Raw genomic sequence first — 22,616 nt, 5'->3', positions numbered from 1 at the left:
GCTCGGCCACCCGTCGGCCGAGGCGTAGGTCAGGCGGGCGGTTCGTCCTGCCTGTTGTGAGCCCGCTTCCAGAACGGGACGGCGATCCACCACCAGACGAGGAACACCGCGATGGCCGCCGCGGTGATCCACGCCAGCGTCAGGTCGAAGACCGCGTCGGTCACCAGCAGCACCGCGCCGACGATCGCGACGGCCAGCACGGTCAGCCCGAGGAACGCCGACCGGTTGCTGCGCCGCAGCAGCGCCTCCTTGTCGTGCTGGCGGAACAGCACCCGGTGTTGTGCCGCGGGTGCGATGAGCAGCCCGGTCGCCACGGCGGCGGCCAGCAGGGTCACGAAGTAGACGTCCCGCTGGAAGTCGCTGAACGGGGTGCCCTCCCGCTGGAACGGCACGATCAGCAGGAAGGCGAAGAGGAACTGCACACCCGGCAGCGCCACCCGCAGCTCGTTGAGCAGTTCCATCAGCTCGCGGTCGATCCGCTCCTTGCGGCTCTCTCCGGGCTCACCCTGCGAGTCGCCGCGCCGCTGAGCGGGTCGCACGTCCGTCATGGTGCCCACCACCCGTCCGTTCACCCACTGTTCACCTGGGGTCGGGATGGTGCCACCCGGCCGGGCCGGGTAACCGCGGTTCGTCTGCCCCCCCACCCGTCAGGAGGACGACGTGTCGATGTGGACGCCGATGGAGCCCAACCTCGGTCAGGGGGACGACGGCATCCCCGCGGCCGACCCCGGTACGGGCGCTCCGGCGCCTGCCGATGGCTTCGGCATCGGGGGCGAGGACCCGGACCGGCCCGAGGAGGCGGGTGCGCCGGAGGCCGGTGCGCAGGGCACCGCCGGGGACCGCGCGGACGACGACCCACCGTTCCGCACTCCCGACCCCAGCGAGGTCGGACGGGGCTGAGACGCGACGAGGCCCGGTGGACCGGATCGGTCCACCGGGCCTCGTGCAGAGGGTCAGCCCCCGACGGCTGACATGGCCCGGTCCACCAGGTCGTAGTGGCCCACGGCCCAGAAGACGACGCCGGCCGCGACCAGGCCGCCGATCGTCACCGCGGCCGAGCTCACCGGGTGCTGCTTGGCGTGCGTCCAGGCGTCGCGGGCCTTGCGGCGGAACGCCACGAAGAACCGCCGGGCCCACTCGAACTCCGTGGACCACACCCAGAACCCGACCAGGATCGGCGGGATGGTCAGCGGCCCGGGCAGCACGGTGAGGGCCAGGCCGAGCAGGACGAACAGCAGCCCGGCGAAGAAGACCGCGACCCGGTAGGCGGTGGCCAGGCCCGGGTTGCCCCGGATGCGGTCCCGCCACGACCCGGGCTCGACCGTCCGTGGCTGGCCCAGCCCGTCGGTGCAGTCGGGGCAGCGGGTGGCGCCGCCGCCGGTGTGGCTCCGGTCGCGGGCGTCGAGGGTGCGGGTCACTGGGACTCCTGGATCCACTGAGAAGTGCGGGGGAGTGCGGTCAGCGCGACGCGAGCCCGCGGGCGACCTCGCTGGGCCGCTGCTGCTCCCCGGCGTAGGAGCTGATCGCCACGAGGGTGCCGGTCAGGGCCGGGATCACCCACTGCAGCTGGTCGAGCTTGGCCTGGGCCGCGGCGACCTCGGCCTTGGCCCGCTTGCTCGCCTTGGTGCCCGAGCGCGACGGGGTGGCGCCGGCGTCGGAGACGACCCTGCCCAGCGCCCGGCTGTAGGCGGTGACGCCCAGCGCGGCCGCGGTCAGCGCCGTCTTCAGCGCGCTCATGCCGGCCACGCCCTGCTGGTCGGCCACGCGCCTCCGGTTGGCCCGCAGCTGGCCGACGCTGCCGATCAGGTGTGCGCCGATGGCCGCGGCGTTGACCGGCGTCCACCGGTCCCATCCGGCGTTGGCCACCCGGCCGGTGTCCGAGGCACTGCCGGTCTCACCGGCCGCGGCGTTGAGCGCGACGGCGTTGGCCAGCGTGCCACCGAACCAGGCGGCGAGTCCGACGTCGTGCAGCGAGCGGGACAGGGTGTTGCGCGCCATTGCTGAGCTCCTCCTGGAGGGTCTGTAAGTGGAGTCGCTCTACCCCGTCTCGGAGATCCACACTCGATGGTGCGTGATCGGTCTCAGGTGCCGTAGCGCAGCGCCGCCCGGCGGCGCGCCTTGGTCGCCTCCTCCTCGCGGTCCTTGGGCGGCGCGGTGGTGACCAGCGCGGCGAGCAGCCGGGCGGAGGCCTCGGCGACCTCCGCGACGGCGCGGTCGAACACCTCCGCGTTGGCGCGCGAAGGCTTCGCCGTCCCGCTGATCTTGCGCACGTACTGCAGCGCGGCGGCGTGCACCTCGTCATCGGTGACGGGCGGCTCGAAGTTGGCCAGCGGCCGGATGTTGCGGCACATGTGCGCGAGCGTAGGAGCGCCGCACGCCGTCCGGGAGGCCCAGCCGGCGGAGCCGGCCCGGAGCCTCGGCCGGCGGAGCCGGCCCGGAGCCTCAGCCGGCGGAGCCGGCCCGGTCGACCTTGCGGTGGTAACGGGTGCCGAGTGCGCCGCCGAGCAGCGTCCCGAGCAGGCTCGCCCCCGCGACCGCCGCCAGCGTCACCAGACCGGTGGTGGTGGCCGTGCCCTCCCCGACCGGGATGCGCGGCAGTTCCAGCCGGGCCAGCACGTTGTACTCGCTGCCGATCCCGGCCGCGGCACCGGAGAGCAGCAGGACGACGACCAGGCCGACCAGCCAGACGGCCAGCCCCTGGCGGAGGCCGCTGAAGCGGGACATCCGCCCGGCCACGTACCCGCCGGCCAGGTAGGAGACGAAGAGGACGACGAGCAGCGCGACCGCCCCGCGCAGCCCGATGGCCTCGGCCGACGCGCCCTCGGTCAGCCCGAGCCCGGTGTCGGCCGCCGACACCAGCGCGAGCAGCGGCACCGCCAGGCCGGTCGCCGACAGCCAGCCGAAGAAGGCCGCCCCCCACTTGATGCCGCCGAACTCCGACCGCTGGACGGCGAATGCCTGCCGGAAGGTGGCCTCTCGTGCCGCGCCGCCGGTTCCGGGCAGGGGGTGGTCGGTGCGCGCCATGGCGGGCCTCCTGGGGAAGATCGGAGCCGGACGTGCGCGCGGAGTTCCCGGTGCGGGCCGCGGGAAACGGCGCGCCGGGGAGGAGGTGACGGCGGTGGTCGTGCTGCTGGTGGACACCGCGAACGTGGTCGGCTCCCGGCCCGACGGGTGGTGGCGCGACCGCGCCGGCGCGACCTCCCGGCTGCTGACGCGGCTGGCCCCGCTGACCGGCCGCGAGCTGCCCGGGCCCGGCGGCGGTGCGGTCCGCTGCGACGAGGTGGTGGCGGTCGTGGAGGGAGCCGCGCGCGACGTCGGCGCGCCGCACCGGGTGACCCTGGTGCGGGCCGAGGGCAGCGGGGACGACGCCCTCGCCGCGTCCGCCGCGCGGCTGGCGGAGGAGGGCCGGGAGCTGCTGGTTGTCACCGCCGACCGCGGCCTGCGCGCCCGCCTGCCGGAGCGCGCGGCCGTCACCGGCCCCGGCTGGCTGTACGACGTCCTGCCCGCATGACCCGGGAGGCGCGTGGGTAGAGCGACTCCACCGACGCGGACGGGAGCCGTCCGCGCCCAGCCCCCTCCCGAGCCCGAGGAGCCGCATGCCCCCGCCCGGAACGCCGTCCCGCCCGCTGACCGTCCTCGTGACCGGCGCCTCGAGCGGGATCGGCCGGGCGACCGTGCACACCCTGGCCGCTCGCGGCGCCCGGCTGGTGCTCGTCGCGCGGGGCCGCGAGGCGCTGGAGGAGACCGCGGCCGAGGTCCGGGAGAAGGGGGCGGCCGACGTCCTGGTCTGCCCCGCCGACGTCACCGACGCCGACGCCGTGCAGCGGGTGGTCGAGACCGCCGTCGAGCGCCTCGGCCGGCTCGACGCCGTCGTCCACTCGGCGCAGACCATGGCCTACGGCCGGATCGAGGACGTGCCCCGCGCGGCCTTCGAGGCCGTCGTCGACACGAGCCTGCACGGCACCGCCAACATCGCCCGCACCGTGCTGCCGGTCTTCCGCCGCCAGGGCGCCGGTCACCTGGTCGTGGTCAGCTCGCTGCTGGCCTCGGTGACCGCACCGCTCATGGGCACCTACGCGGCGGCCAAGTGGGGTCAGCTCGGCCTGGTCCGCACGCTGCAGCAGGAGACCCGCGACGTGCCCGGTGTGCACGTATCCGCCGTGGCGCCGGGCGGGGTCAACACCCCGATCTACTACCAGGGTGCGACGTGGGCCGGCAGCACCGGCCGGCCGCCGCCCCCGGTGTACTCGCCGGAGCGGGTGGCGCGCGCGGTCGTGGCCCGGCTGGACCGGCCCCGGCGGCTGGTGCAGTCGGGGTTCGCCAACCCGGTGGTCATCGCCGGCTTCCGGCTGCTGCCGGCGGTCTACGACGCGCTGGTCGGGCCGCTCTTCCGGGTCTTCGCCCTGGCAGGGGACGGCGCACCGCCCACCGAGGGCAACGTGTTCGCCCCGCGGCAGGAGCGCAACGCCAAGGACGGCCGCTGGCACGGCATCTGAGCGGCGGGGGCGCTCACCAGCGCCCGGGCCGGTCGGCCAGGCCCTCCTCGAACGCGGCGACGATGCCCGCGGCGACGTCGCGGAGCTTGACGTTGCGCCGCTGCGAGGCGATCCGCAGCAGCTCGAAGGCCTGCTCCGCGGTGCAGCGCTCCTGCGCCATGAGCAGGCCGACCGCCTGGCCGATGGTGGCCCGGGTGTCCAGGCCACCGAGCAGGGACCGGGCGCGGTGCTGGCCGTCGGCGATCCGCAGCGCCACCGTCAGCGCGCCCGTGGCCTGTCCGGCCCAGCGGGACGCGGTCGCCTCGTCGTCGGCGCCGAACACCCTCGGCCGGGTGGCGTAGAGGTTCAGCGCGCCGCTTCTGCGGCCCTCGACCACCAGGGGCAGCGACAGCGACGATCGGACGCCGAGCTCTGCGGCCCGCGCCGGAAAGGGGCTCCAGCGGTCCTCGGCGACCATGTCGTCCACGCGGACGACGGTGCCGGTGCGCATCGACTCCAGGCACGGGCCGGTGTCCACCTCGTACTGACCCTCGTCGGCCCGCTCGGCCAGCGGGCCGGTGCTGGCCACGGTCACCCCCGTGGCGTCGCGGTTCAGGGTCAGCCCGCAGGCCTCGGCGGGCGGGACCTGCCGTACGGCCATGTGCACCAGGTCGTCCAGGAAGGACGTGAGGTCACCTCCCGCCGCGAGCAGGGCGAGCAGCTCGCTGTCGTCCGACCGCGTGTCCCGTCCCGGCGTCACTGCTGCCCGTCCTCCGCGTCGCGGCCGATCCCGTGGTGCCCGACCGAACGAGTATCCAGCACGCCGAGCGGCTGGCACACGCCTGCGCGGAACGCCGTCGTGAACGGCGTGTTGCCCCCCGCGCAGCCCGTTGACCCGGCACCGACGTGGGACGACGCTGGCCCTCCCCGCCTCCGGCGGGCCGACTCCCGGAGGCGCCCGTGACCGCCGATCCCACTGCCCGCCCCACTCCGTCGAGGTCCGCGCACGCGGGCGTCGAGGCCGAACGGGTCGACGCCGGCTACCTCGAGCGGCGCCGCCTGCGCACCGGGACGGCGGGCTGGCTGCTGCTGGCCGGCCTCGGCGTCTCGGCGGTCATCTCCGGCGACTACGCCGGGTGGAACTTCGGCCTGGCCGAGGGCGGGTTCGGCGGGCTGCTGATCGCCACCGTGCTGATGGCGGTCATGTACACCGCCATGGTGTTCGGGCTGGCCGAGCTCGGCTCGGCGCTCCCGACCGCCGGCGGCGGCTACACCTTCGCCCGCCGCGCGCTGGGCCCCTGGGGCGGCTACGCCACCGGCGTCGCGGTGCTCATCGAGTACGCGATCGCCCCGGCCGCGATCGCCACCTTCATCGGCGCCTACGTCGAGTCGCTCGGGCTGTTCGGCATCACCGACGGCTGGTGGGTCTACCTCGCCGTCTACGCGCTGTTCGTCGGCATCCACCTGCTGGGCGTGGGCGAGGCGCTCAAGGCGATGTTCGCCGTCACCGTCGTCGCGCTCGCCGGCCTGGTGGTGTTCCTGGTCGGCGCGATCCCGCGGTTCGACAGCGACCTCCTGCTCGACATCGCGCCCACCGACGCCGCCGGCGCCTCGGCGTTCCTGCCCTACGGGCTGATCGGCATCTGGGCCGCGTTCCCCTTCGCGATCTGGTTCTTCCTCGCCGTGGAGAGCGTGCCGCTGGCCGCCGAGGAGGCCCGCGACCCGGCCCGGTCGATGCCGCGGGGGATCGTCGCGGCGATGAGCGTGCTCGTCGTCCTCGCCGTCCTCATGCTGGTGTTCACCCCGGGCGCGGCCGGATCGGCGGCGATCGCGGCGTCGGGCAACCCGCCGGTCGACGCGCTGGCCGGTGCGGGCGCCCCCGAGGGCCTCACCCGGGTGGTCAACTACGCCGGCCTGTTCGGTCTGGTGGCCAGCTTCTTCTCGATCATCTACGCCTACTCGCGGCAGACGTTCGCGCTCTCCCGGGCCGGCTACCTGCCGCGCGCCCTGTCGATCACCAACGGCCGCAGGGCGCCGATGCTCGCGCTGCTCGTCCCCGGCGCGATCGGCTTCGTCCTCTCGCTGACCGGCCAGGGCGCGATGCTGCTCAACATGGCCGTCTTCGGGGCGACGGTGTCCTACGTGCTGATGATGGTCAGCCACATCGTGCTGCGCCGTCGCGAGCCGGACCTGGCGCGCCCGTACCGGACGCCGGGCGGGACGGCGACCACCGGGCTGGCGCTGGTGCTCGCCGCGGCCGCGGTCGTGGCGACCTTCCTCGTCGACGTCACCGCCGCGCTGTGGACGCTCGTCGCGTACGCCGCCTTCCTCGCGTACTTCGCCCTCTACAGCCGCCACCACCTGGTGGCCTCCGCGCCGGAGGAGGAGTTCGAGCTGCTGGCCGACGCGGAGGAGGACGTCCGATGAGACGGCGGGGCACCGTCGGGGGGCACGCGTACGAGTTCCCGACGCTGGTCGAGCTGATGGCGAAGGCGACGCCGGCCCGCTCCGGCGACGTCCTCGCCGGGTGTGCCGCGGAGTCGGCCGCCGAGCGGGTCGCCGCGCAGACCGTGCTCGCCGACCTGCCGCTGGCCACGTTCCTCGACGAGCAGGTGGTCGGCTACGACGAGGACGACGTCACGCGGCTGGTCCTCGACACCCACGACCCGGTGGCCTTCGCGCCGGTCGCCTCGCTCACCGTGGGGGAGTTGCGCGACCAGTTGCTCGCCTGGGCCGCGGCGGGCGACGAGACGGCGATCAGCGGCCTGGCCTCCGGGCTGACCCCGGAGATGGTCGCGGCCACCTCGAAGCTGATGCGCAACGCCGACCTGGTCGCCGTCGGCCGGCGCACCCGGGTGGTCACCGGGCTGCGGAGCACCCTCGGGCTGCCCGGCCGGCTGGCCTCCCGGCTGCAGCCCAACCACCCGACCGACGACCCGCTGGGCGTCACCGCGTCCATCGTCGACGGTCTGCTGCAGGGCTGCGGGGACGCCGTCATCGGCATCAACCCGGCCACCGACTCACCGGCCCGCACGGTGGCGCTGCTGGAGCTGGTCGACGAGGTGATCAGCCGCTATGGCATCCCGACGCAGTCCTGCGTGCTGGCGCACGTGACCACCACGCTGCGGGCGCTCGAGCAGGGCGCGCCGGTGGACCTGGTGTTCCAGTCGGTCGCCGGCACGCAGGAGGCCAACCGCGGCTTCGGCGTCACCCTCGACCTGCTCGCCGAGGCCCGCGCCGGGGCGCTGGCGCTGGGTCGCGGCACGGTCGGCTCGAACGTCACCTACTTCGAGACCGGGCAGGGCTCGGCGCTGTCGGCCGACGCGCACCGCGGCATCGGCGGCCGGCCGGTCGACCAGCAGACGCTGGAGGCCCGCGCCTACGCCGTCGCGCGGCGCTTCGACCCGCTGATCGTCAACACGGTGGTCGGGTTCATCGGCCCGGAGTACCTCTACGACGGCAAGCAGGTGCTGCGCGCCGGGCTCGAGGACCACTTCTGCGGCAAGCTGCTCGGCCTGCCGATGGGCGTGGACGTCTGCTACACCAACCACGCCGAGGTCGACGAGGACGACATGGACTCGCTGATGCTGCTGCTCGGGGCGGCCGGTTGCACGTTCCTCATCGCCGTCCCCGGGATGGACGACGTGATGCTGCACTACCAGTCGCTGGCCTTCTCCGACGTGCTCACCACCCGTTCGGTGCTCGGGCTGCGGCCGGCGCCGGAGTTCGAGGCGTGGCTGGCGCGGATGGACCTGCTCGACGACGCCGGCCGGGTGCGCGAGCTGACCGCCGACGCGCCCGCCGCGCGGGCCCTCCTCGCGGCGGCGTCGGCATGAGCTCGGCCCTGGACGCGCCGCTGCCGCCCGGCGACGACCCGTGGGCGGTGCTCCGCGCGGCCACCCGCGCCCGGGTCGCGCTCGGCCGGGCCGGCGACGCGCTGCCCACCGCGCGGGAGCTGGAGTTCCGCGCCGCGCACGCCGCCGCCCGCGACGCGGTCCACCAGCCGCTGGACCCGGACCTCGTCCGCGCCCACCTCCCGGGTGTCGAGCTGCTCGAGGTGCACTCGGCCGCGCCCGACCGCGCCACCTACCTGCAGCGGCCCGACCTCGGCCGGCAACTCGCGGCCGGCACCGAGCTGCCGCGTGCCGGTGCCGACCTGGCGGTGGTGGTCGCCGACGGGCTCTCCCCGCGCGCGGTGCACGAGCACGCCGCCGGCCTGGTGACCGCGCTGCTCGCGCGGCTGCCCGGCTGGTCGGTCGCGCCGCTGGTGCTGGCGCACCAGGCGCGGGTGGCGCTCGGCGACGCGGTGGGGGAGGCGCTGGGCGCACGGGCCGTCGTCGTGCTCATCGGGGAGCGGCCCGGGTTGTCGTCGGCGGACTCGCTCGGCGTCTACCTGACGTGGGGCCCGCGGCCGGGGCGGGTGGACTCCGAGCGCAACTGCGTCTCCAACGTGCGCCCGCCGCACGGGCTGTCCTACGCGCAGGCCGCCGACACCGTGGCTGCGCTGCTCGGCGCGGCCCGCGAGCTCGGCGCCTCGGGCGTGGTGCTCAAGGACGAGGGCCCGGCGCTGCCCGCCGGCGCCGGCTGACGCCTCACCCGAGGACGGCGTCGACCGCGTACTGGTCGTCGAACGCGGCACGGAACCCGGCCGTCCCTGAACCCGTGCACGTGCGCATCCAGGGAGGGCGCCGTGCCCGTCTGCGTCGTCATGGCTGCCTCCTCGCGGTCGTCCCCCGTGAGGGTGGAGGACCGCGTCGGCGTCGCCGGGCGGACGACCCAGTACGACACCCGGCGACACCGGCGGGCGCGAGCAGTGTCGGCCCGCCGTCGCCGTCGGGGAAGGGGAGCCGTGCCGGCCGGGTGTGGCGGTCGCCCTCCGTCCCGGTGCGGGTGGGCTCCGGTCAGCAGGAACGGCAGAGGGGGAGGGAGGCCGACCGCCTCCCTCCCCCTCTGCCTGCGCCGTGTCAGACGCCGCCGGGCCCGCCCCGGTCAGCCGGCTTGCGGGCCTCGACCGAGATCGCGTCGGTCGTCCCGTGGTGGTGGTGCGCCTCCTCGATCTCGTGCACCGCCTCGTCGAGCACCGGCACGTGCGCCTTCTTCGGCAGCACCCGGCGGATCAGCGGGAACAGCAGGATGAGCACCACGATGACGTAGACCACGACCGCCACCGGGTCGACGAGCCCGCTGAGCTCGCCGTTGCTGATCTGCAACGCCGTCCGGAGCTGCTCCTCGGCGAACGGGCCGAGGATGACCCCGATGATCGCCGGCAGCAGCGGCAGGCCGAAGCGCCGCATCATGAAGCCGAGCGCGCCGATGACCAGCAGCATGAACAGGTCGAACACGTTCGCGTTCGCGGCGTAGGCCCCCAGGCTGGCGAAGAAGAGGATCCCCGCGTACAGGTACGTGCGCGGGATGCGCAGCAGCCGGGCCCAGAGCGGCGCCAGGGGGAGGTTCAGCAGCAGCAGCGCCGCGTTGCCGATGAACAGGCTGGCGATCAGGCCCCACACCAGTGCCGGCTCGGTGTCGAACAGCCGGGGCCCCGGCTGGATGCCGTAGCTCTCGATCGCGGCGAGCATGACCGCCGCGGTCGCCGTGGTCGGGATGCCGAGCGTGAGCAGCGGGACCAGGCCGCCGGCGGCCGAGGCGTTGTTGGTGGCCTCCGGGCCGGCGACGCCCTCGATGGCGCCCTTGCCGAACTCCTCCGGGTGCTTGGACAAGCGCTTCTCGGAGACGTAGGAGAGGAACGTCGGCACCTCCGCGCCGCCGGCGGGAACGGCGCCGAACGGGAAGCCGATGGCGGTGCCGCGCAGCCACGGCTTCCACGACCGGCTCCAGTCCGACCGGCTCATCCGCGGGTTGCCGACGGGGATGACCTCGACCGGGCGGCGGCGCAGGTGGGCCGCGGTCCACAGCGCCTCGCCGACGGCGAAGAGGCCGACCGCCACGACGACGACGTCGATCCCCTCGGCGAGTTCGCTGATGCCGAAGGTGAGCCGCTGCTGGCCCGAGGTGGCGTCGATGCCGATGAGGCCGATGGTCAGGCCCAGGCCGAGGGAGGCCAGGCCGCGCACGCGGGAACTGCCGAGCACCGAGGTCACCGCGATGAACGCCAGCAGCATGACCGCGAACATGTCCGCGGGCGAGATCTGCACGGCGAGGTCGGCGACGGTCGGGGCGACGAGGGCCAGCAGCAACGTGGCGATCGTGCCGGCCACGAAGGAGCCGATGGCAGCGGTGGCCAGGGCCTGGGCGGCCCGGCCGCCGCGGGCCATCTTGTTGCCCTCGATGGCGGTGACCACCGAGGCGCTCTCGCCCGGGGTGTTGAGCAGGATCGACGTGGTCGACCCGCCGTACATGCCGCCGTAGTAGATGCCGGCGAACATGATCAGCGCGGTGGTGACGTCCAGCCCGCGGGTCAGCGGCAGCAGCAGCGCGACCGTCATGGCCGGTCCGATGCCCGGCAGCACGCCGATGGCGGTGCCCAGCAGCACCCCGAGCAGCGCGAAGGCGAGGTTGGTCGGCGTCAGGGCGGTGGCGAAGCCGCTCCCCAGTTCGACGAAGGCGTCCATCAGAGGATCCCCCTCAGGATGCCCGGGGGCAGGACGATGCCGAGCCCGAGGGCGAACAGGTAGAAGCTGCCGATGGACAGCGCGACGGCGATCACGGCGTCGCGCACGTAGTGCCGGCTGCCGAGCGCGAAGGCGCTGCCCCAGAAGAGGATCGCGCCCGAGAAGACCCAACCGAGCGGCTCGATCAGCAGGGCGTTCGCCAGGAACGCCACGGCGAGCATCGCGACGGTGCGCCAGTCGCTGCCCCCGGTGAGCTCGATGTCCTCGCCGCCCTCGGGCTCCCCGCGGCCGCCGCGCCAGACGTCGACGGCCAGGAACACCGAGGTGACCACGAGCAGACCGCCCACGACCACGGGGACGGCGGCCGGACCGACCGGACCGCGGGCGATCCGGCTCTCCGGCAGCAGCAGTGCGGAGACGACGACGAGGAGGCCGAGCGCCCCCAGGAACAGGGCCACACCGAACTCGGAGCGGCCCTGCTCCCGGGTCGCGCCTCCTGAGGAGGCGGCGGTCACGTCAGGCCCAGCTCGCTGAGCACGCCCTGGACCCGCTGGCTCTCCTCGCCGAGGAAGGAGCTGAACTCGTCGCCGGTGATGAAGGCGTCGGTCCAGCCCTGGTCCTCGAGCACCTGCTGCCAGGCCTCGCTGTCGTGCATCTGGGTGATCAGGTCGACGTGCCGCTGGGCCTCCTCGGGGGTGATGTCCGGGGCCGCCACGATGCCGCGCCAGTTGGTGAAGGTCAGGTCCACGCCCGACTCGGTGAGGGTCGGCGCGTCGACGCCCTCGACCGGCGCCTCGCTGGTGACCGCGAGGATGCGGACGTCACCGGAGGCAGCGGGCTCGGTGACCTCGCCGATGCCGGTCGCGGCGAAGGCCACGTCGCCACCGAGGATGCCGGCGAGCAGCTCGCCGCCACCGTCGTAGGCGACGTAGTTGACCGCGGTCGGCGTCACGCCGACCTCCTGCGCCAGCAGCATCGGGGTCAGGTGGTCCGGGCCACCGGGGTTGGACGCACCGCCGACGGGGGTGTTGCCCGGGTCGGCCTTCCACCCGGCGATCAGGTCGTCGATGGTCTGGAACGGCGAGTCCGCCGGGACGACGATGGCCTCGGCCTCCTCGATCAGCCGCGCGATCGGCGTGGTCTGGTCGAGGGTGGCCTCGGACTGGTTGCTGTACTGCGCGCCCACCACGCCCAGGCCCATCTGCATGAGCATGTCGGCGTTGCCGGTCTCGTTGACCAGGCGCTGCAGGCCGACGGTGCCGCCGGCGCCCTCGAGGTTGAACACCTCGATCTGCTCGGCCAGCCCCTCCTCCTCGGCGACCTGGGCCCAGGCGCGGGCGGTGGTGTCGTAGCCGCTGCCGGGCGAGTTCGGGACCAGCACCCGCAGGCCGGTGACCGGGCCCTCCTGGGTGCCGCCGCCGGCGGCGGAGCCGCCCTCGGCGGTGGTGCCGCACCCGGTCAGCAGCAGCCCGGCGGCCACGGTGCCTACGGTGAGCTTCCGCAGGGAAGCGTTGCGCATGGGTTCCTCCTGTGTGTCCGGCGGACGTCCGCCGCTCGCAAGGACGGTCGCAACGTGCGTGGTGCGTGTCACGCTTGCGTGCGCATTGGGCGTTGTGGTCGTTGTGTGCACGGCGTCGTGCGCCGGCAGGCCCGGCCCGGGTCCGATGGCGTGCCGCGTCCCCGACCAGTCAGGAGTGCCCGTGACCCGGCGGCTCTCGCTCGCCGGCCAGCTGCTCGCGCTGCAGGTGGTCATCGTCTGCGTCGTCCTCGTGGGCGTCGCGGCCGTCACCGTGGCCCAGTCGACGCAGCGGGCCGAGGAGGTGGAGGGCCGCCGCGCGGTGGAGATCGCCGAGACGCTGGCCAACAGCCGGGCCACCCGCACGGCGATGGAGCTGGGCCGGGTGGAGTACGTCCGCATCGCCGCGGAGGACAGCCGCAGCACCTCCGGGTCCGCGGACGTCGTCGTCGCGGGGGCCGACCGCACCGTCCTCGCCAGCGCCGACCCCGGTCTGCTGGGCGAGCGGCTCGACCTGGGTGCCAGCCGGGTGCTGGAGGGGCGGTCCTGGGTGGGGGACGTCGAGGTGCGCGGCGACCACGTCGCGGTCGCCATGGCGCCGGTCTACTCCACACGTGGGGACCGCGTGCTCGGCCTGGTCGCCGTGCAGCGGCCCTACCCCGGGGTCCGCGGGGGCCTCGCGGCGGCCGCGCCCAACCTGCTCACCTACCTGGGGCTGGCCAGCGCGCTGGGCATCGGCGGGTCGCTGCTGGTGGCGCGCCGGGTGAAGCGGCAGACGCTGGGTCTGGAGCCGGCCGAGATCGCCGGGCTGGCCGAGCACCGCGACGCGATGCTGCACGGCATCCGCGAGGGCGTGGTGGGGCTGGACCTGCGCGGCCGGGTGACCCTGGTCAACGACGAGGCGATCCGGCTGCTGCGCATCCCCGGCGACGCCCTCGGACGCACGCTCGAGGAGCTGGGGGTCGCCGAGGAGGTGCGCGCCGCGCTGCTGTCCACCGGGGTCGAGCGCGACCGGGCCGTGGGCAGCGCCGGGCGGGTGCTGGTGGTCAACCGGCTGCCCCTGACCAGCCGGGGCCGCCCGCTGGGATCGGTGGCCACGCTGCGCGACCGCACCGAGCTGCTCGAGCTGCGCCGCGAGCTGGAGCTCACCCGGCACGTCACCGACACCCTGCGCGCGCAGGCCCACGAGTTCGACAACCGGCTGCACACCATCGCCGGTCTCATCGAGCTCGGCGAGGCCGAGGAGGCGGTCCGCTTCGTGCACCGGGTCAGCTCCACCCGCTCGGAGTTCGGCCGCGCCGTCACCGACGCCGTCCGGGACCCGGCGCTGGCCGCGCTGCTCATCGCCAAGGCCAGCCAGGCCGCCGAGCTCGGCGTCGACCTGCGCGTCGCGCCGGACTCCGCCCTTCCGGTGCTGAGCCCGGAGCTGAGCACGGACGTCGCCACCGTCGTCGGCAACCTCGTGGACAACGCCATGGACGCCGCCTCGGGCGCCGCCGAGCGGTGGGTGGAGGTGGGCGTGGGGCTGGTGGACGACGAGGTCGACGTCGTCGTCCGCGACTCCGGCCCCGGCGTCCCCCCGGGCATGGAGGCCGAGGTCTTCCGCCGCGGCGTGTCCACCAAGGGCCAGTCCACCGGGAAGGCAGCGGTGCCCGGTGGGCGGGGCATCGGGCTGTCCCTGGTGCACCTGGTCTGCACCCGGCGGGGCGGCGAGGTGACGGCGAGCTCGGCGGACGGCTCGGTGTTCACCGCCCGCATCCCGGTCGGCGCGTCCCTGGTGGACGCATGATCCGGACGCTGATCGTCGACGACGACTTCATGGTCGCCAAGGTGCACGGCGGGTTCGTGACCGCCCTCGACGGCTTCGAGGTCGTGGGGACGGCGTCCACCGGGGCCGACGCGCTCGCGGCGGTGCGACGGCTGCGACCGGACCTGGTCCTGCTCGACGTCTACCTGCCGGACATGACCGGCCTGGAGGTGCTCCGGAGGCTGCGGGCGGACGGCGCACCGGTCGACGTCATCGTCATCAGTGCCGCCCGGGACGTCGACAGCATCCGCAGCGCCCTGCACGGCGGCGTCCTGCACTACCTGGTGAAGCCCTTCGACCGGCAGACCTTCGAGAGCAGGCTGCGCGAGTACGCCGCGGTGCGGGCGGAGCTGGCCGCGCTGGACCAGGCGCGACAGGCCGACGTCGACCGGGTGTTCGCCGGCGCCCGTGGGGGGAGCCGACCCGCGCCCGTCACGCCCAAGGGCATCGCGCCCGAGACGCTCCAGCTGGTGCGGGAGGCGCTGCAGCTGGCCGGGCGCGACGGCCTCTCGGCGACCCAGTGCAGCGAGCGGACCGGGCTGGCGCGGGTGAGCGCGCGCCGCTACCTGGAGCAGTTGGTCGCCCAGCAGGAGGCCGACGTCCGCCAGCGCTACGGCACCGCCGGCCGACCGGAGCGGCGGTTCACCCTCCGCGCGCCGCACTCCGCGCCCTGACGCCACGGGGACGCAACGACCGCAACGACCGCTACGCCCGCAAACGAGGAGGTCGTCGTCGCGTTGCCTAGGCTCCGGCCATGACCATCGTCGTGGGATACGTGCCCACCCCCGAGGGCGAGGCCGCCCTCGACGCCGCCATCGCCGAGTCGAGGCTGCGCGACCAGCCCCTGCACATCGTCAACAGCGCCCGCGGTGACGTGCTGGCCGACCCCCGGTTCGCCTCCGAGCGGGTGCTCGACCAGGTGCGGGCCAAGCTCGACGGGGCCGGTGTGGTCTACGAGATCGACCAGCGGGTGGCCGGCCACGACGCCTCGGACGAGGTCGTGGACGCCGCGGACCGGGTGAAGGCCAGCCTGATCGTCATCGGCATGCGCCGCCGCACGCCCACCGGGAAGCTGATCACCGGCAGCCAGGCGCAGCGGATCCTGCTCGACGCGCACTGCCCGGTGCTGGCGGTCAAGGCCGCCTACTAGAAGGACCCCGTCCTCCCCACCCTTCGCGAGCTCAGGGCGGGACCCGGGACGGGGCCGCTGCGGGATCTGCTGGAGTCCTCTCACCCCAGCAGGTCGACGCCCTCGCCGGGCGCGCTCGCCAGGTTGCGGAAGATGGTCTCCAGGCTCCGTTCCAGGTGCCCGGCGAGGGCGGTGGCCGCGGTGTCGGCGTCCCCGGCGAGCAGCGCGTCGCAGACCGCGAGGTGCTCGCCGACGGAGACCTCGACCCGCCGCGGGTCCAGGTGCGAGAGGTTGCGCAGCCGGGCGGTGTGCGGCCGCAGCTCGGCGATGGTGCGGCGCAGGTGCTCGTTGCGGGTCACGCCGATCACCGCCCAGTCGAACCGGTCGGCCAGCTCGTAGAACGACCGGGACCGCGCCGTCGACGGCGTCTGCTCCAGCGTGCGCGCGAACGCGTCGCGCATCGCGGCGAACTCCCGGTGCAGGTCCGGGTCGGCGGCCGCGGCCTCGGTCGCCTGCCGCACGGCCGCGGGCTCCAGCAGCGCGCGGAACTCGAACAGGTCGCGCACGCTGCGGGCCGACACCCGGGACACCCGTGCGCCCTGCCGCGGCACGAGGTCGACCAGCCCCTCGGCGGCCAGCCGGCGCAGCGCCTCGCGCACCGGCGTCCGCGAGGCCCCGGTGCGCGCGACGAGGGACAGCTCCGACAGCGGCGTCCCCGGTGCAAGCTCGCCGAGCTCGATCTCCTCCCGCAGCTGCCGGTGGACCAGGTCGGCCTTGCTGGCCTCCTCGGGCTGTGGGTCGGCCGTCACGCCCGCACCTCACCCGGGAACGGCACGCCGGTCTCGGCTGCCAGTCGCTGGAGCTCGGCCAGCGCGTCCCGGGCCAGGGTGACGCCTCCGGCGGCCAGGTTGGCCGCCTCGGCGCGGTCCTCGACCTCGCCCGGCGTGACCACCTCGTCGAACCCCTGCGCCAGCGGCACCGACGTCACCTCCTCGACCAGCTGCCGCACGCGGTCCTCGTACCCCGCGCGGTCGCCGAAGACCTCGGGGTCCAGGGCGACGAACAGGTGGCCGCACCCGCTGCGGGCCTCGGGTTCGTACGGCCCGTGCACGCCGGTCCCGACGGCGCTGCCGGTCAGCGCCCCGGACAGCACGTCCATCATGAAGGCGATCGCGTACCCCTTGTGCCCGGCCATCGGCAGGACCACGCCGAGCACCCCCTCCGCAGGGTCGGTCGTCGGGGCGCCGTCCGCGGTGAGCGCCCAGGACCCCGGGATCGGCTCGCCACGGCTGCGCGCCAGGTAGATCTTGCCGCGCGCCACCGCGGTGTTCGCGATGTCGAGGGCGAGCACCCGCCCGTCGGGACCGGGGGCGGCGATCGACCAGGGGTTGGTGCCGATCCGCTTCTCCCGGCCGCCCCACGGCGCCATCGCCGGGCTCGCGTTGGTGGTCAGGACGGCGACGAGGCCCTCGCGGGCGGCCCGCCGGGTGAACCACATGGCCGTGCCGAAGTGGTTGGAGTTCCGGACGCCGACGACGCCCACGCCGTGCTGCCGCGCCCGCTCGGTGGCCAGCGCCCGGGCCCGGTCGGTGAGCACCTGGCCGACGCCGTCCCGACCGTCGAGCAGCACCAGCGGGCCGGTGTCGGTGAGCACCGCGGGGTCGGTGACCGCGCGCATGGCGCCGCTGCGGAGCCGGGCCACGTACCAGGGCAGCCGCAGCAGGCCGTGCGAACCGTGCCCCCACAGGTCGGCCTGCACGAGGCTGTCGGTCACGAGCGCGGCGTCGTCGTCCGGCACGCCCACCGCCATCAGCACCCGGCCGCCGAACGTCCTCAGCGCCTCCGGTGCGAATCGCTCTGCGGTCACCGTCTTGCCTCCTGTCCGTATCGTGTGCTGATCTGTATACAGAGTTGCATACAGCACTGAGGAGGTCCAGAGTGTTGAGCCTGGTGGTCCAGATGGAGGTGCGGCCGGGCCGACGGGAGCAGTTCCTGGCCGGCATGTCCGCCAACGCGGAGGCGTCCGTCCGCGACGAGCCGGGGTGTCTGCGGTTCGACGTCTGCTCCGTCGCCGACGACCCGCACCGCTTCGTCCTCTACGAGCTCTACACCGACGCCGAGGCGTTCGCCGCCCACAAGGCGTCCCCGCACTTCGCGCAGTGGCGCGCGATCGCCGAGCAGGTCCTCGTCGGCCAGGTCAACACCCCCGGCGAGTTGCTGGTCACCCACACCTCCGAGGAGTCCGCATGAGCACCCAGCCCGCGCCGCCGTCGATGGTGCTGCGCCCCGACGACATCGAGCGCTTCGACCGCGGCAACGGCGTCGTCACCATCCCGTTCGTCGGCAAGTGGAACTGCGAGGGCAACCGGGTCACCACCGGCATGACCGTCTTCTCGCCCGGCACCGGCATCCCGCTGCACTCGCACAACGTCGAGGAGACGGTGCTGGTGTTCGAGGGGGAGGCCACCGCGGTCGTCGGCGACGACGAGTTCGACCTGGTCGCCGGCCAGGCGACCTGGGTCCCCGCCGGCGTCCCGCACTGCTTTCGCAACCGCGGCGAGGGCTCGATGACCATCTACTGGGTCTACGGCGGCCGCGACGTCACCCGGACCATCACCGCCACCGGCGAGACCTTCGAGCACCTGTCCGAGAGCGATCGCAGGGCCGTGCCGTCCTCAGGGGAGGTGGCATGAGCGCCGTCGTCACCGTCAATCCCGCAGGGGAGCTGGCATGAGCGCCGTCGTCACCGTCAATCCCGCAACGGGCGAGCGCCTCGCCGAGCACCCCACGTTCTCCGACGCCGACATCGACGCCGCGCTGGACCGGGCGGCGGCGTCACAGGAGGGTTGGGCGGCCCGGCCGTACCCCGAGCGGGCCGCTGTTCTCCGCCGCGCCGCCGAGGTCCTGCGGGCCGAGGTCGACGACCTGGCCCTGCTGGTCACCCGGGAGATGGGCAAGCCGCTGGCCGAGTCCCGCGCGGAGGTGGAGAAGTGCGCACTCGCGTGCGACTACTACGCCGAGCACGCGGGCGCCTTCCTGGCGGACGAGCCGGTGGACACCTCCGCCGACCGCAGCTGGATCGGCTACGAGCCGGTGGGCGTGGTGCTGGCCGTCATGCCGTGGAACTTCCCGCTGTGGCAGGTCCTCCGGTTCGCCGCCCCCGCGCTCATGGCGGGCAACGCCGCGCTGCTCAAGCACTCGCCGAACACCACCGGCTGCGCGCTGGCGGTGCAGCGGGTCCTGACCGACGCCGGTGCTCCGGAGGGGCTCTTCACCGCGCTGGTGGTGGCCGAGCCGGACGTCCCCGGGATCACCCGGCGCCTGATCGAGGACCCCCGCATCGGCGCGGTCACGATCACCGGTAGCGAGCGCGCGGGCCGGGCGGTCGGCTCGGCCTCCGGGACCGCGATCAAGAAGGCGGTGCTCGAGCTGGGCGGCTCGGACCCGTTCGTGGTCCTCTCGGACGCCGACCTGCCCCGCGTCGCCGCCATGGCCGCCAGGGGTCGCTTCCTCAACGCCGGGCAGAGCTGCATCTCACCGAAGCGCTTCGTCGTCGACGCCTCCGTCGCCGAGGAGTTCACCCGGCTGCTCGTCGCCGAGGTGGAGGCGCTGACCGTCGGCGGTCCCGAGTCGCCGGGCACCGACGTCGGGCCGATGGCCCGCGCGGACCTGTTGGACGGCGTGCACCGGCAGGTCGAGGCCTCGGTCGCCAAGGGGGCCCGGCTGCTGACCGGGGGACGGCGGCTGGACGGCCCCGGCTTCTTCTACGCGCCCACCGTCCTCGCCGACGTCCGGCCCGGCATGCCCCTCTACGACGAGGAGGTCTTCGGCCCCGTCGCCGCGGTGATCGCCGCCGACGGCGAGGACGAGGCCGTCCGCGTCGCGAACGACACCAGGTTCGGGCTCGGTGCCAGCGTCTGGACCACCGACCCCGAGCGGGGTGTCGCGGTGGCCCGCCGCATCCGCTCGGGCGCGGCCTTCGTCAACGCCGTCGTCGCGTCCGACGTCCGCATGCCCTTCGGCGGCACCCGCGCCAGCGGGTACGGCCGCGAGCTGGCCGCCGCCGGCATCCGTGAGTTCGTCAACGTCCGCACGTGGTGGGTGCTCGACGAGCCCGCCGCGGCGGCCCCCGCATCGGAGTGATCACCATGAGGAACACCCCCTACCGGCTCGGCGTCCTGCTCGGCGACGGCATCGGCCCGGAGATCGTCCCCGCGTCCGTGCGGGTGGTCGACGCCGCCCTCGCGGCCACCGGCGCCGCGCCGGTCGAGTGGCAGGAGCTGCCGCTCGGCGCCTCGGCCATCGAGGAGCACGGCAGCGCGATCCCGGCCACCACCCTGGAGGCGCTGGCCGGACTCGACGGCTGGCTGCTCGGCCCGCACGACAGCGTCGCGTACCCGGAGCCCTTCCGGTCGCAGCTGAACCCGAGCGGCACGCTGCGCAAGCACTTCGACCTGTACGCGAACACCCGCCCGGCCCGCGCCTTCGAGGGCGGACGCGCGATCGCCCCCGGGACCGACCTCGTCATCGTGCGGGAGAACACCGAGGGCTTCTACGCCGACCGCAACACCCACGCCGGCACGGGCGAGTACATGCCGACGCCCGATGTCGCGATCGCGATGGGCGTGTTCACCCGTCCGGCCGTCGAGCGCATCGCCCGGGCCGCGTTCGAGCTGGCCCGGCGGCGGCGGAAGAGGCTCACGATCGTGCACAAGGCCAACGTGCTGCAGCTGAGCTCCGGGCTGTTCAAGCGCGTCTGCCTCGAGGTCGCCGAGGTCTACCCCGACGTGGCGGTCGACGACTTCCACATCGACGCGATGACGGTGCACCTCCTGCGCCGGGCCGCCGACTTCGACGTCGTGGTCGCCGAGAACATGTTCGGCGACATCCTGTCCGACATGGCCGGTGAGCTGGCCGGCTCGCTGGGCATCGCGCCGTCGGTCAACGCCTCCGACGACCGCGCCATGGCCCAGGCGGCCCACGGGTCGGCTCCGGACATCGCCGGCACGGGCCTGGCCAACCCCATCGCGATGATCCTCTCGGCGGGGATGCTGCTCGACTGGCTGGGCACCCGGCACGGGAACCCCCAGCTCGTCGACGCTGCGGTGCGCGTCGAGGAGGGGGTCCGTGCTGCCGTGCGGAGCGGCGTCAGCACCCGCGACCTCGGGGGGACGGCCTCGACCGAGGAGTTCACCGACGCCGTGGTGGGGCGCATCGCCGGGGTCTGAGGGTCAGGGGCCGCCGTCGACGTGCAGCCGGCGGGCGGCGGCCCCGGCGAGGGCGAGCGCCCCGGCCGTCGCCCACAGCACGCCGGCCGAGCCGATCCCGGCGGCGAGCAACCCGACGGCGCTGGGGATGAGCACCTGGCCCAGCCGGTTGCCGGTGAGCCGCAGCGACATCGCGCGGCCGCGCAGCCCGGCCGGCGCCATCTCGGCCAGCCACGACATGGTCAGCGGCTGGCCCACGCCCAGCCCCAGGCCGAGCAGGACGACGAGCGCCGCCGTCCCGGCGACCGGCATCGGCACCGCGACGGCCGCCATCGACACCGCCGACAGCGCGACGCTGCCCAGCATCAGCCGCCGCCGACCGGTCAGCCGCACCAGCTGCCCGAGGAAGAAGCGGGAGGCCATCGAGGCGGCCGCGCGCATCGTCAGCAGCAGGCCGACGGTGCCGGCGGCCAGCCCGCGGTCGGCGCCGAGGGCGGGCAGGTACACCAGCGTGATGTCGACGGCGGCGAGCACGACGCAGCTGACCGTCAGCGCCCGCACCAGACCGGGCAGGCGCAGCAGCGTACCCACGCCGCCGGCCTCGGCCGAGCCGCTCGTGCGCTCGCGGACCGGGAACCGCAGGACGGCGGTGCACGCCAGCAGCAGGACGGCGGTCCCCGCGGCCACCAGGAAGATCGGCCGGGTGTCGGGCAGGGCGCCCTCGCCACCGGTCAACGTGATCAGCGCGGGACCGAGCGCCTGCCCGAGCGAGGCCGCGAACGTGTAGTGGCCGAACGCCGTGTCGAAGCGCCCGGGCCCGGCGGTGTTCGCCACGGCCGCCTGCTGGCCCACGACCGACAGCAGGTGGCCGGTGCCGAGCACCACGCTGCCGGCCACCAGCCCGGCCGCCCCGCCGCGCCCGCTGGCGAGGACCACCGCCGAGAGCAGCAGCAGGACCGCCCCGGCCAGCATCACCCGCCGCTCGCCGAACCGGTCGGTGGCCTGTCCCGACGGGACGGCGAGCACCAGCGGGACGACGGCGAACGAGGCGGTCAGCGCGCCGAGCCAGGCGGTCGGCACGTCGAGCTCGATCGCCCGGTACGCCGTCGTCGGGCGCAGCACGAAGGTGACGACCTGGGTGAGCGCCGAGTGCGCGAGCAGCAGCCCGAACAGCCGTCGTCCCCCCGGGAGCCGCGCGCTCACGCGGACCGCGCGGAGCGGTCGCCGGCGGCCAGGCGTCCGGCGGCCCGGGCGGCCAGGCTGGTCTCCACGTGGCGGCGCATCAGGTCGGTGGCCGTCGCGGCGTCCCGGTCGGAGACCGCCTCGACCAGCAGCCGGTGCTCCTCGGCCCGCTGCGCGACCTCCTCCTCGCTGCGCCCGGCGCGCAGCGCGTGCCGCCGGTACCGGTCGGTCTTGTCCCACAGGCCGTCGAGGGTCTCCACGAGCAACGCGTTGTGCGAAGCGCGGTAGACCGCCGCGTGGAACCGCCGGTGGCCGGCCAGCTGGGCCGGCGACGGGTCGGTGGGCAGCGACTCGAGCCGGGCCAGGCTGTCGACCATCTCGGCGAGGTCGGCGGCGGTGCGGCGCTGGGCGGCGAGGCCGGCGGCCAGCGGGTCGAGGTCCTGCCGCAGCTCGACGAGGTCCCGCGCCTCGGCCGCGTCGAGCGGCGCGACCCGGGCGTCGCGGTGCGCACCCAGCTCCACCAGGCCCTGCTGGGCCAGCCGTCGCAGCGCCTCGCGCAGCGGGGTGGTGCTGACCCCGATCTGCCGCGCCAGGGTGGCCTGGTTCAGCACCGAGCCCGGCTCGAGCTCACCGCCGAGGACCATCTCCCGCACCCGCGCATAGGCCAGCTCGCTCTTCGTCGCGAGGCTGTCCTCGACCACGGTCACAACCTCCATATCGCACCCAGCAGC

26 protein-coding genes are annotated in these 22,616 nt (G+C 74.7%); 13 read left to right on the top strand and 13 right to left on the bottom strand.

Annotation, left to right across the window (positions count from 1 at the left end; genetic code table 11):
* Positions 1-29: 29 nt before the first annotated feature.
* On the bottom strand, positions 30-548 hold the full coding sequence (locus tag ACWIX3_RS21330) for a DUF6328 family protein (RefSeq protein WP_448609349.1): 519 nt from the start codon (positions 546-548) through the stop codon (positions 30-32).
* Positions 549-666: 118 nt separating this feature from the next.
* Between ACWIX3_RS21330 and ACWIX3_RS21325 the strand changes: the two genes are divergently transcribed.
* Entirely contained in the window at positions 667-900 is a 234-nt protein-coding gene (locus tag ACWIX3_RS21325) for a hypothetical protein (RefSeq protein ID WP_448612494.1), read from the top strand.
* Between the two features lie 53 nt (positions 901-953).
* On the opposite strand, the gene ACWIX3_RS21320 is transcribed toward ACWIX3_RS21325, so the two are convergent.
* The 4 genes from ACWIX3_RS21320 to ACWIX3_RS21305 form a co-directional block, all read right to left on the bottom strand.
* Positions 954-1,418, bottom strand: coding sequence for a PGPGW domain-containing protein (locus ACWIX3_RS21320; RefSeq protein WP_448609348.1), 465 nt, complete (start codon positions 1,416-1,418; stop codon positions 954-956).
* Between the two features lie 40 nt (positions 1,419-1,458).
* Positions 1,459-1,998: a hypothetical protein gene (locus tag ACWIX3_RS21315; protein ID WP_448609347.1), complete on the bottom strand. Its 540-nt coding sequence runs from the start codon at positions 1,996-1,998 to the stop codon at positions 1,459-1,461.
* Positions 1,999-2,081: 83 nt separating this feature from the next.
* A complete protein-coding gene (locus ACWIX3_RS21310) occupies positions 2,082-2,351 on the bottom strand; it encodes a DUF2277 domain-containing protein (protein WP_448609346.1) in 270 nt (89 codons plus the stop codon).
* A 91-nt stretch (positions 2,352-2,442) separates the two neighbouring features.
* Positions 2,443-3,024, bottom strand: a complete 582-nt coding sequence (locus tag ACWIX3_RS21305) for a hypothetical protein (RefSeq protein ID WP_448609345.1) — start codon at positions 3,022-3,024, stop codon at positions 2,443-2,445.
* A gap of 94 nt (positions 3,025-3,118) precedes the next feature.
* On the opposite strand from ACWIX3_RS21305, the gene ACWIX3_RS21300 reads away from it, so the two are divergent.
* Both ACWIX3_RS21300 and ACWIX3_RS21295 read left to right on the top strand, forming a co-directional pair.
* Positions 3,119-3,511 (top strand): hypothetical protein, encoded by a 393-nt coding sequence (locus ACWIX3_RS21300; RefSeq protein WP_448609344.1) that lies wholly within the window; start codon positions 3,119-3,121, stop codon positions 3,509-3,511.
* 85 nt (positions 3,512-3,596) lie between these two features.
* Complete coding sequence (locus ACWIX3_RS21295) at positions 3,597-4,496, top strand: SDR family NAD(P)-dependent oxidoreductase (RefSeq protein WP_448609343.1); 900 nt, start codon at positions 3,597-3,599, stop codon at positions 4,494-4,496.
* 13 nt (positions 4,497-4,509) lie between these two features.
* On the opposite strand, the gene ACWIX3_RS21290 is transcribed toward ACWIX3_RS21295, so the two are convergent.
* Positions 4,510-5,235 (bottom strand): GAF and ANTAR domain-containing protein, encoded by a 726-nt coding sequence (locus tag ACWIX3_RS21290; RefSeq protein WP_448609342.1) that lies wholly within the window; start codon positions 5,233-5,235, stop codon positions 4,510-4,512.
* 200 nt (positions 5,236-5,435) lie between these two features.
* Between ACWIX3_RS21290 and eat the strand changes: the two genes are divergently transcribed.
* From eat to eutC, 3 genes are read left to right on the top strand one after another with little or no spacing between them, the layout of a single operon-like run.
* Positions 5,436-6,902: an ethanolamine permease gene (eat, locus tag ACWIX3_RS21285; RefSeq protein WP_448609341.1), complete on the top strand. Its 1,467-nt coding sequence runs from the start codon at positions 5,436-5,438 to the stop codon at positions 6,900-6,902.
* The gene (locus ACWIX3_RS21280) at positions 6,899-8,311 is read left to right on the top strand and encodes an ethanolamine ammonia-lyase subunit EutB (protein WP_448609340.1); all 1,413 of its coding nucleotides are present in this window, start codon (positions 6,899-6,901) and stop codon (positions 8,309-8,311) included. Before eat ends, ACWIX3_RS21280 begins: the two co-directional genes overlap by 4 nt.
* Positions 8,308-9,063, top strand: coding sequence for an ethanolamine ammonia-lyase subunit EutC (gene eutC, locus ACWIX3_RS21275; protein WP_448609339.1), 756 nt, complete (start codon positions 8,308-8,310; stop codon positions 9,061-9,063). The genes ACWIX3_RS21280 and eutC overlap by 4 nt, the downstream gene beginning before the upstream one ends.
* Positions 9,064-9,439: 376 nt before the next feature.
* On the opposite strand, the gene ACWIX3_RS21270 is transcribed toward eutC, so the two are convergent.
* Genes ACWIX3_RS21270 through ACWIX3_RS21260 form a run of 3 tightly spaced genes read right to left on the bottom strand, consistent with a single transcriptional unit; the run spans position 9,440 to position 12,563 of the window.
* The gene (locus tag ACWIX3_RS21270) at positions 9,440-11,044 is read right to left on the bottom strand and encodes a tripartite tricarboxylate transporter permease (protein ID WP_448609338.1); all 1,605 of its coding nucleotides are present in this window, start codon (positions 11,042-11,044) and stop codon (positions 9,440-9,442) included.
* On the bottom strand, positions 11,044-11,559 hold the full coding sequence (locus ACWIX3_RS21265; RefSeq protein ID WP_448609337.1) for a tripartite tricarboxylate transporter TctB family protein: 516 nt from the start codon (positions 11,557-11,559) through the stop codon (positions 11,044-11,046). The genes ACWIX3_RS21270 and ACWIX3_RS21265 overlap by 1 nt, the downstream gene beginning before the upstream one ends.
* On the bottom strand, positions 11,556-12,563 hold the full coding sequence (locus ACWIX3_RS21260; protein WP_448609336.1) for a Bug family tripartite tricarboxylate transporter substrate binding protein: 1,008 nt from the start codon (positions 12,561-12,563) through the stop codon (positions 11,556-11,558). The genes ACWIX3_RS21265 and ACWIX3_RS21260 overlap by 4 nt, the downstream gene beginning before the upstream one ends.
* A gap of 181 nt (positions 12,564-12,744) precedes the next feature.
* On the opposite strand from ACWIX3_RS21260, the gene ACWIX3_RS21255 reads away from it, so the two are divergent.
* The 3 genes from ACWIX3_RS21255 (at position 12,745) to ACWIX3_RS21245 (ending at position 15,517) form a co-directional block, all read left to right on the top strand.
* Positions 12,745-14,349, top strand: a complete 1,605-nt coding sequence (locus ACWIX3_RS21255) for an ATP-binding protein (protein ID WP_448609335.1) — start codon at positions 12,745-12,747, stop codon at positions 14,347-14,349.
* Entirely contained in the window at positions 14,346-15,041 is a 696-nt protein-coding gene (locus ACWIX3_RS21250; protein WP_448609334.1) for a response regulator, read from the top strand. Before ACWIX3_RS21255 ends, ACWIX3_RS21250 begins: the two co-directional genes overlap by 4 nt.
* 80 nt (positions 15,042-15,121) lie before the next feature.
* Entirely contained in the window at positions 15,122-15,517 is a 396-nt protein-coding gene (locus ACWIX3_RS21245; protein ID WP_448609333.1) for a universal stress protein, read from the top strand.
* 80 nt (positions 15,518-15,597) lie between these two features.
* On the opposite strand, the gene ACWIX3_RS21240 is transcribed toward ACWIX3_RS21245, so the two are convergent.
* Together ACWIX3_RS21240 and ACWIX3_RS21235 are read right to left on the bottom strand one after the other, a co-directional pair.
* On the bottom strand, positions 15,598-16,305 hold the full coding sequence (locus ACWIX3_RS21240; RefSeq protein WP_448609332.1) for a GntR family transcriptional regulator: 708 nt from the start codon (positions 16,303-16,305) through the stop codon (positions 15,598-15,600).
* On the bottom strand, positions 16,302-17,363 hold the full coding sequence (locus ACWIX3_RS21235; RefSeq protein WP_448609331.1) for an Ldh family oxidoreductase: 1,062 nt from the start codon (positions 17,361-17,363) through the stop codon (positions 16,302-16,304). Before ACWIX3_RS21235 ends, ACWIX3_RS21240 begins: the two co-directional genes overlap by 4 nt.
* A 71-nt stretch (positions 17,364-17,434) precedes the next feature.
* Between ACWIX3_RS21235 and ACWIX3_RS21230 the strand changes: the two genes are divergently transcribed.
* The 4 genes from ACWIX3_RS21230 to ACWIX3_RS21215 are packed head-to-tail and all read left to right on the top strand — an operon-like array spanning position 17,435 to position 20,724.
* Positions 17,435-17,746 carry a putative quinol monooxygenase gene (locus tag ACWIX3_RS21230; protein WP_448609330.1) on the top strand — a complete coding sequence of 104 codons (312 nt, stop codon included), beginning with the start codon at positions 17,435-17,437 and terminating at the stop codon, positions 17,744-17,746.
* The gene (locus tag ACWIX3_RS21225) at positions 17,743-18,189 is read left to right on the top strand and encodes a cupin domain-containing protein (RefSeq protein WP_448609329.1); all 447 of its coding nucleotides are present in this window, start codon (positions 17,743-17,745) and stop codon (positions 18,187-18,189) included. The genes ACWIX3_RS21230 and ACWIX3_RS21225 overlap by 4 nt, the downstream gene beginning before the upstream one ends.
* Before the next feature lie 37 nt (positions 18,190-18,226).
* Entirely contained in the window at positions 18,227-19,639 is a 1,413-nt protein-coding gene (locus tag ACWIX3_RS21220) for an NAD-dependent succinate-semialdehyde dehydrogenase (RefSeq protein WP_448609328.1), read from the top strand.
* A 5-nt stretch (positions 19,640-19,644) separates the two neighbouring features.
* Complete coding sequence (locus ACWIX3_RS21215; RefSeq protein WP_448609327.1) at positions 19,645-20,724, top strand: isocitrate/isopropylmalate dehydrogenase family protein; 1,080 nt, start codon at positions 19,645-19,647, stop codon at positions 20,722-20,724.
* Between the two features lie 3 nt (positions 20,725-20,727).
* Here ACWIX3_RS21215 and ACWIX3_RS21210 read toward each other — a convergent pair whose 3' ends face one another.
* Both ACWIX3_RS21210 and ACWIX3_RS21205 read right to left on the bottom strand, forming a co-directional pair.
* The gene (locus ACWIX3_RS21210) at positions 20,728-21,906 is read right to left on the bottom strand and encodes an MFS transporter (protein ID WP_448609326.1); all 1,179 of its coding nucleotides are present in this window, start codon (positions 21,904-21,906) and stop codon (positions 20,728-20,730) included.
* The gene (locus ACWIX3_RS21205; protein ID WP_448609325.1) at positions 21,903-22,586 is read right to left on the bottom strand and encodes a GntR family transcriptional regulator; all 684 of its coding nucleotides are present in this window, start codon (positions 22,584-22,586) and stop codon (positions 21,903-21,905) included. The genes ACWIX3_RS21210 and ACWIX3_RS21205 overlap by 4 nt, the downstream gene beginning before the upstream one ends.
* Between the last annotated feature and the right edge of the window lie 30 nt (positions 22,587-22,616).

The organism is Geodermatophilus sp. URMC 60, from assembly GCF_053502585.1.
This window is presented reverse-complemented; position numbering and strand designations above follow the sequence as displayed.

What these genes read in the sequence shown, in the direction of transcription:
- ACWIX3_RS21260 (WP_448609336.1), bottom strand. Translation starts at nt 12,563, where the DNA reads ATGCGCAACGCTTCCCTGCGGAAGCTCACCGTAGGCACCGTGGCCGCC.
- ACWIX3_RS21295 (WP_448609343.1), top strand. Translation starts at nt 3,597, where the DNA reads ATGCCCCCGCCCGGAACGCCGTCCCGCCCGCTGACCGTCCTCGTGACC.
- ACWIX3_RS21330 (WP_448609349.1), bottom strand. Translation starts at nt 548, where the DNA reads ATGACGGACGTGCGACCCGCTCAGCGGCGCGGCGACTCGCAGGGTGAG.
- eutC (WP_448609339.1), top strand. Translation starts at nt 8,308, where the DNA reads ATGAGCTCGGCCCTGGACGCGCCGCTGCCGCCCGGCGACGACCCGTGG.
- ACWIX3_RS21215 (WP_448609327.1), top strand. Translation starts at nt 19,645, where the DNA reads ATGAGGAACACCCCCTACCGGCTCGGCGTCCTGCTCGGCGACGGCATC.
- ACWIX3_RS21315 (WP_448609347.1), bottom strand. Translation starts at nt 1,998, where the DNA reads ATGGCGCGCAACACCCTGTCCCGCTCGCTGCACGACGTCGGACTCGCC.
- ACWIX3_RS21250 (WP_448609334.1), top strand. Translation starts at nt 14,346, where the DNA reads ATGATCCGGACGCTGATCGTCGACGACGACTTCATGGTCGCCAAGGTG.
- ACWIX3_RS21220 (WP_448609328.1), top strand. Translation starts at nt 18,227, where the DNA reads ATGAGCGCCGTCGTCACCGTCAATCCCGCAACGGGCGAGCGCCTCGCC.
- ACWIX3_RS21225 (WP_448609329.1), top strand. Translation starts at nt 17,743, where the DNA reads ATGAGCACCCAGCCCGCGCCGCCGTCGATGGTGCTGCGCCCCGACGAC.
- ACWIX3_RS21325 (WP_448612494.1), top strand. Translation starts at nt 667, where the DNA reads ATGTGGACGCCGATGGAGCCCAACCTCGGTCAGGGGGACGACGGCATC.
- ACWIX3_RS21310 (WP_448609346.1), bottom strand. Translation starts at nt 2,351, where the DNA reads ATGTGCCGCAACATCCGGCCGCTGGCCAACTTCGAGCCGCCCGTCACC.
- ACWIX3_RS21280 (WP_448609340.1), top strand. Translation starts at nt 6,899, where the DNA reads ATGAGACGGCGGGGCACCGTCGGGGGGCACGCGTACGAGTTCCCGACG.
- ACWIX3_RS21270 (WP_448609338.1), bottom strand. Translation starts at nt 11,044, where the DNA reads ATGGACGCCTTCGTCGAACTGGGGAGCGGCTTCGCCACCGCCCTGACG.
- ACWIX3_RS21245 (WP_448609333.1), top strand. Translation starts at nt 15,122, where the DNA reads ATGACCATCGTCGTGGGATACGTGCCCACCCCCGAGGGCGAGGCCGCC.
- ACWIX3_RS21305 (WP_448609345.1), bottom strand. Translation starts at nt 3,024, where the DNA reads ATGGCGCGCACCGACCACCCCCTGCCCGGAACCGGCGGCGCGGCACGA.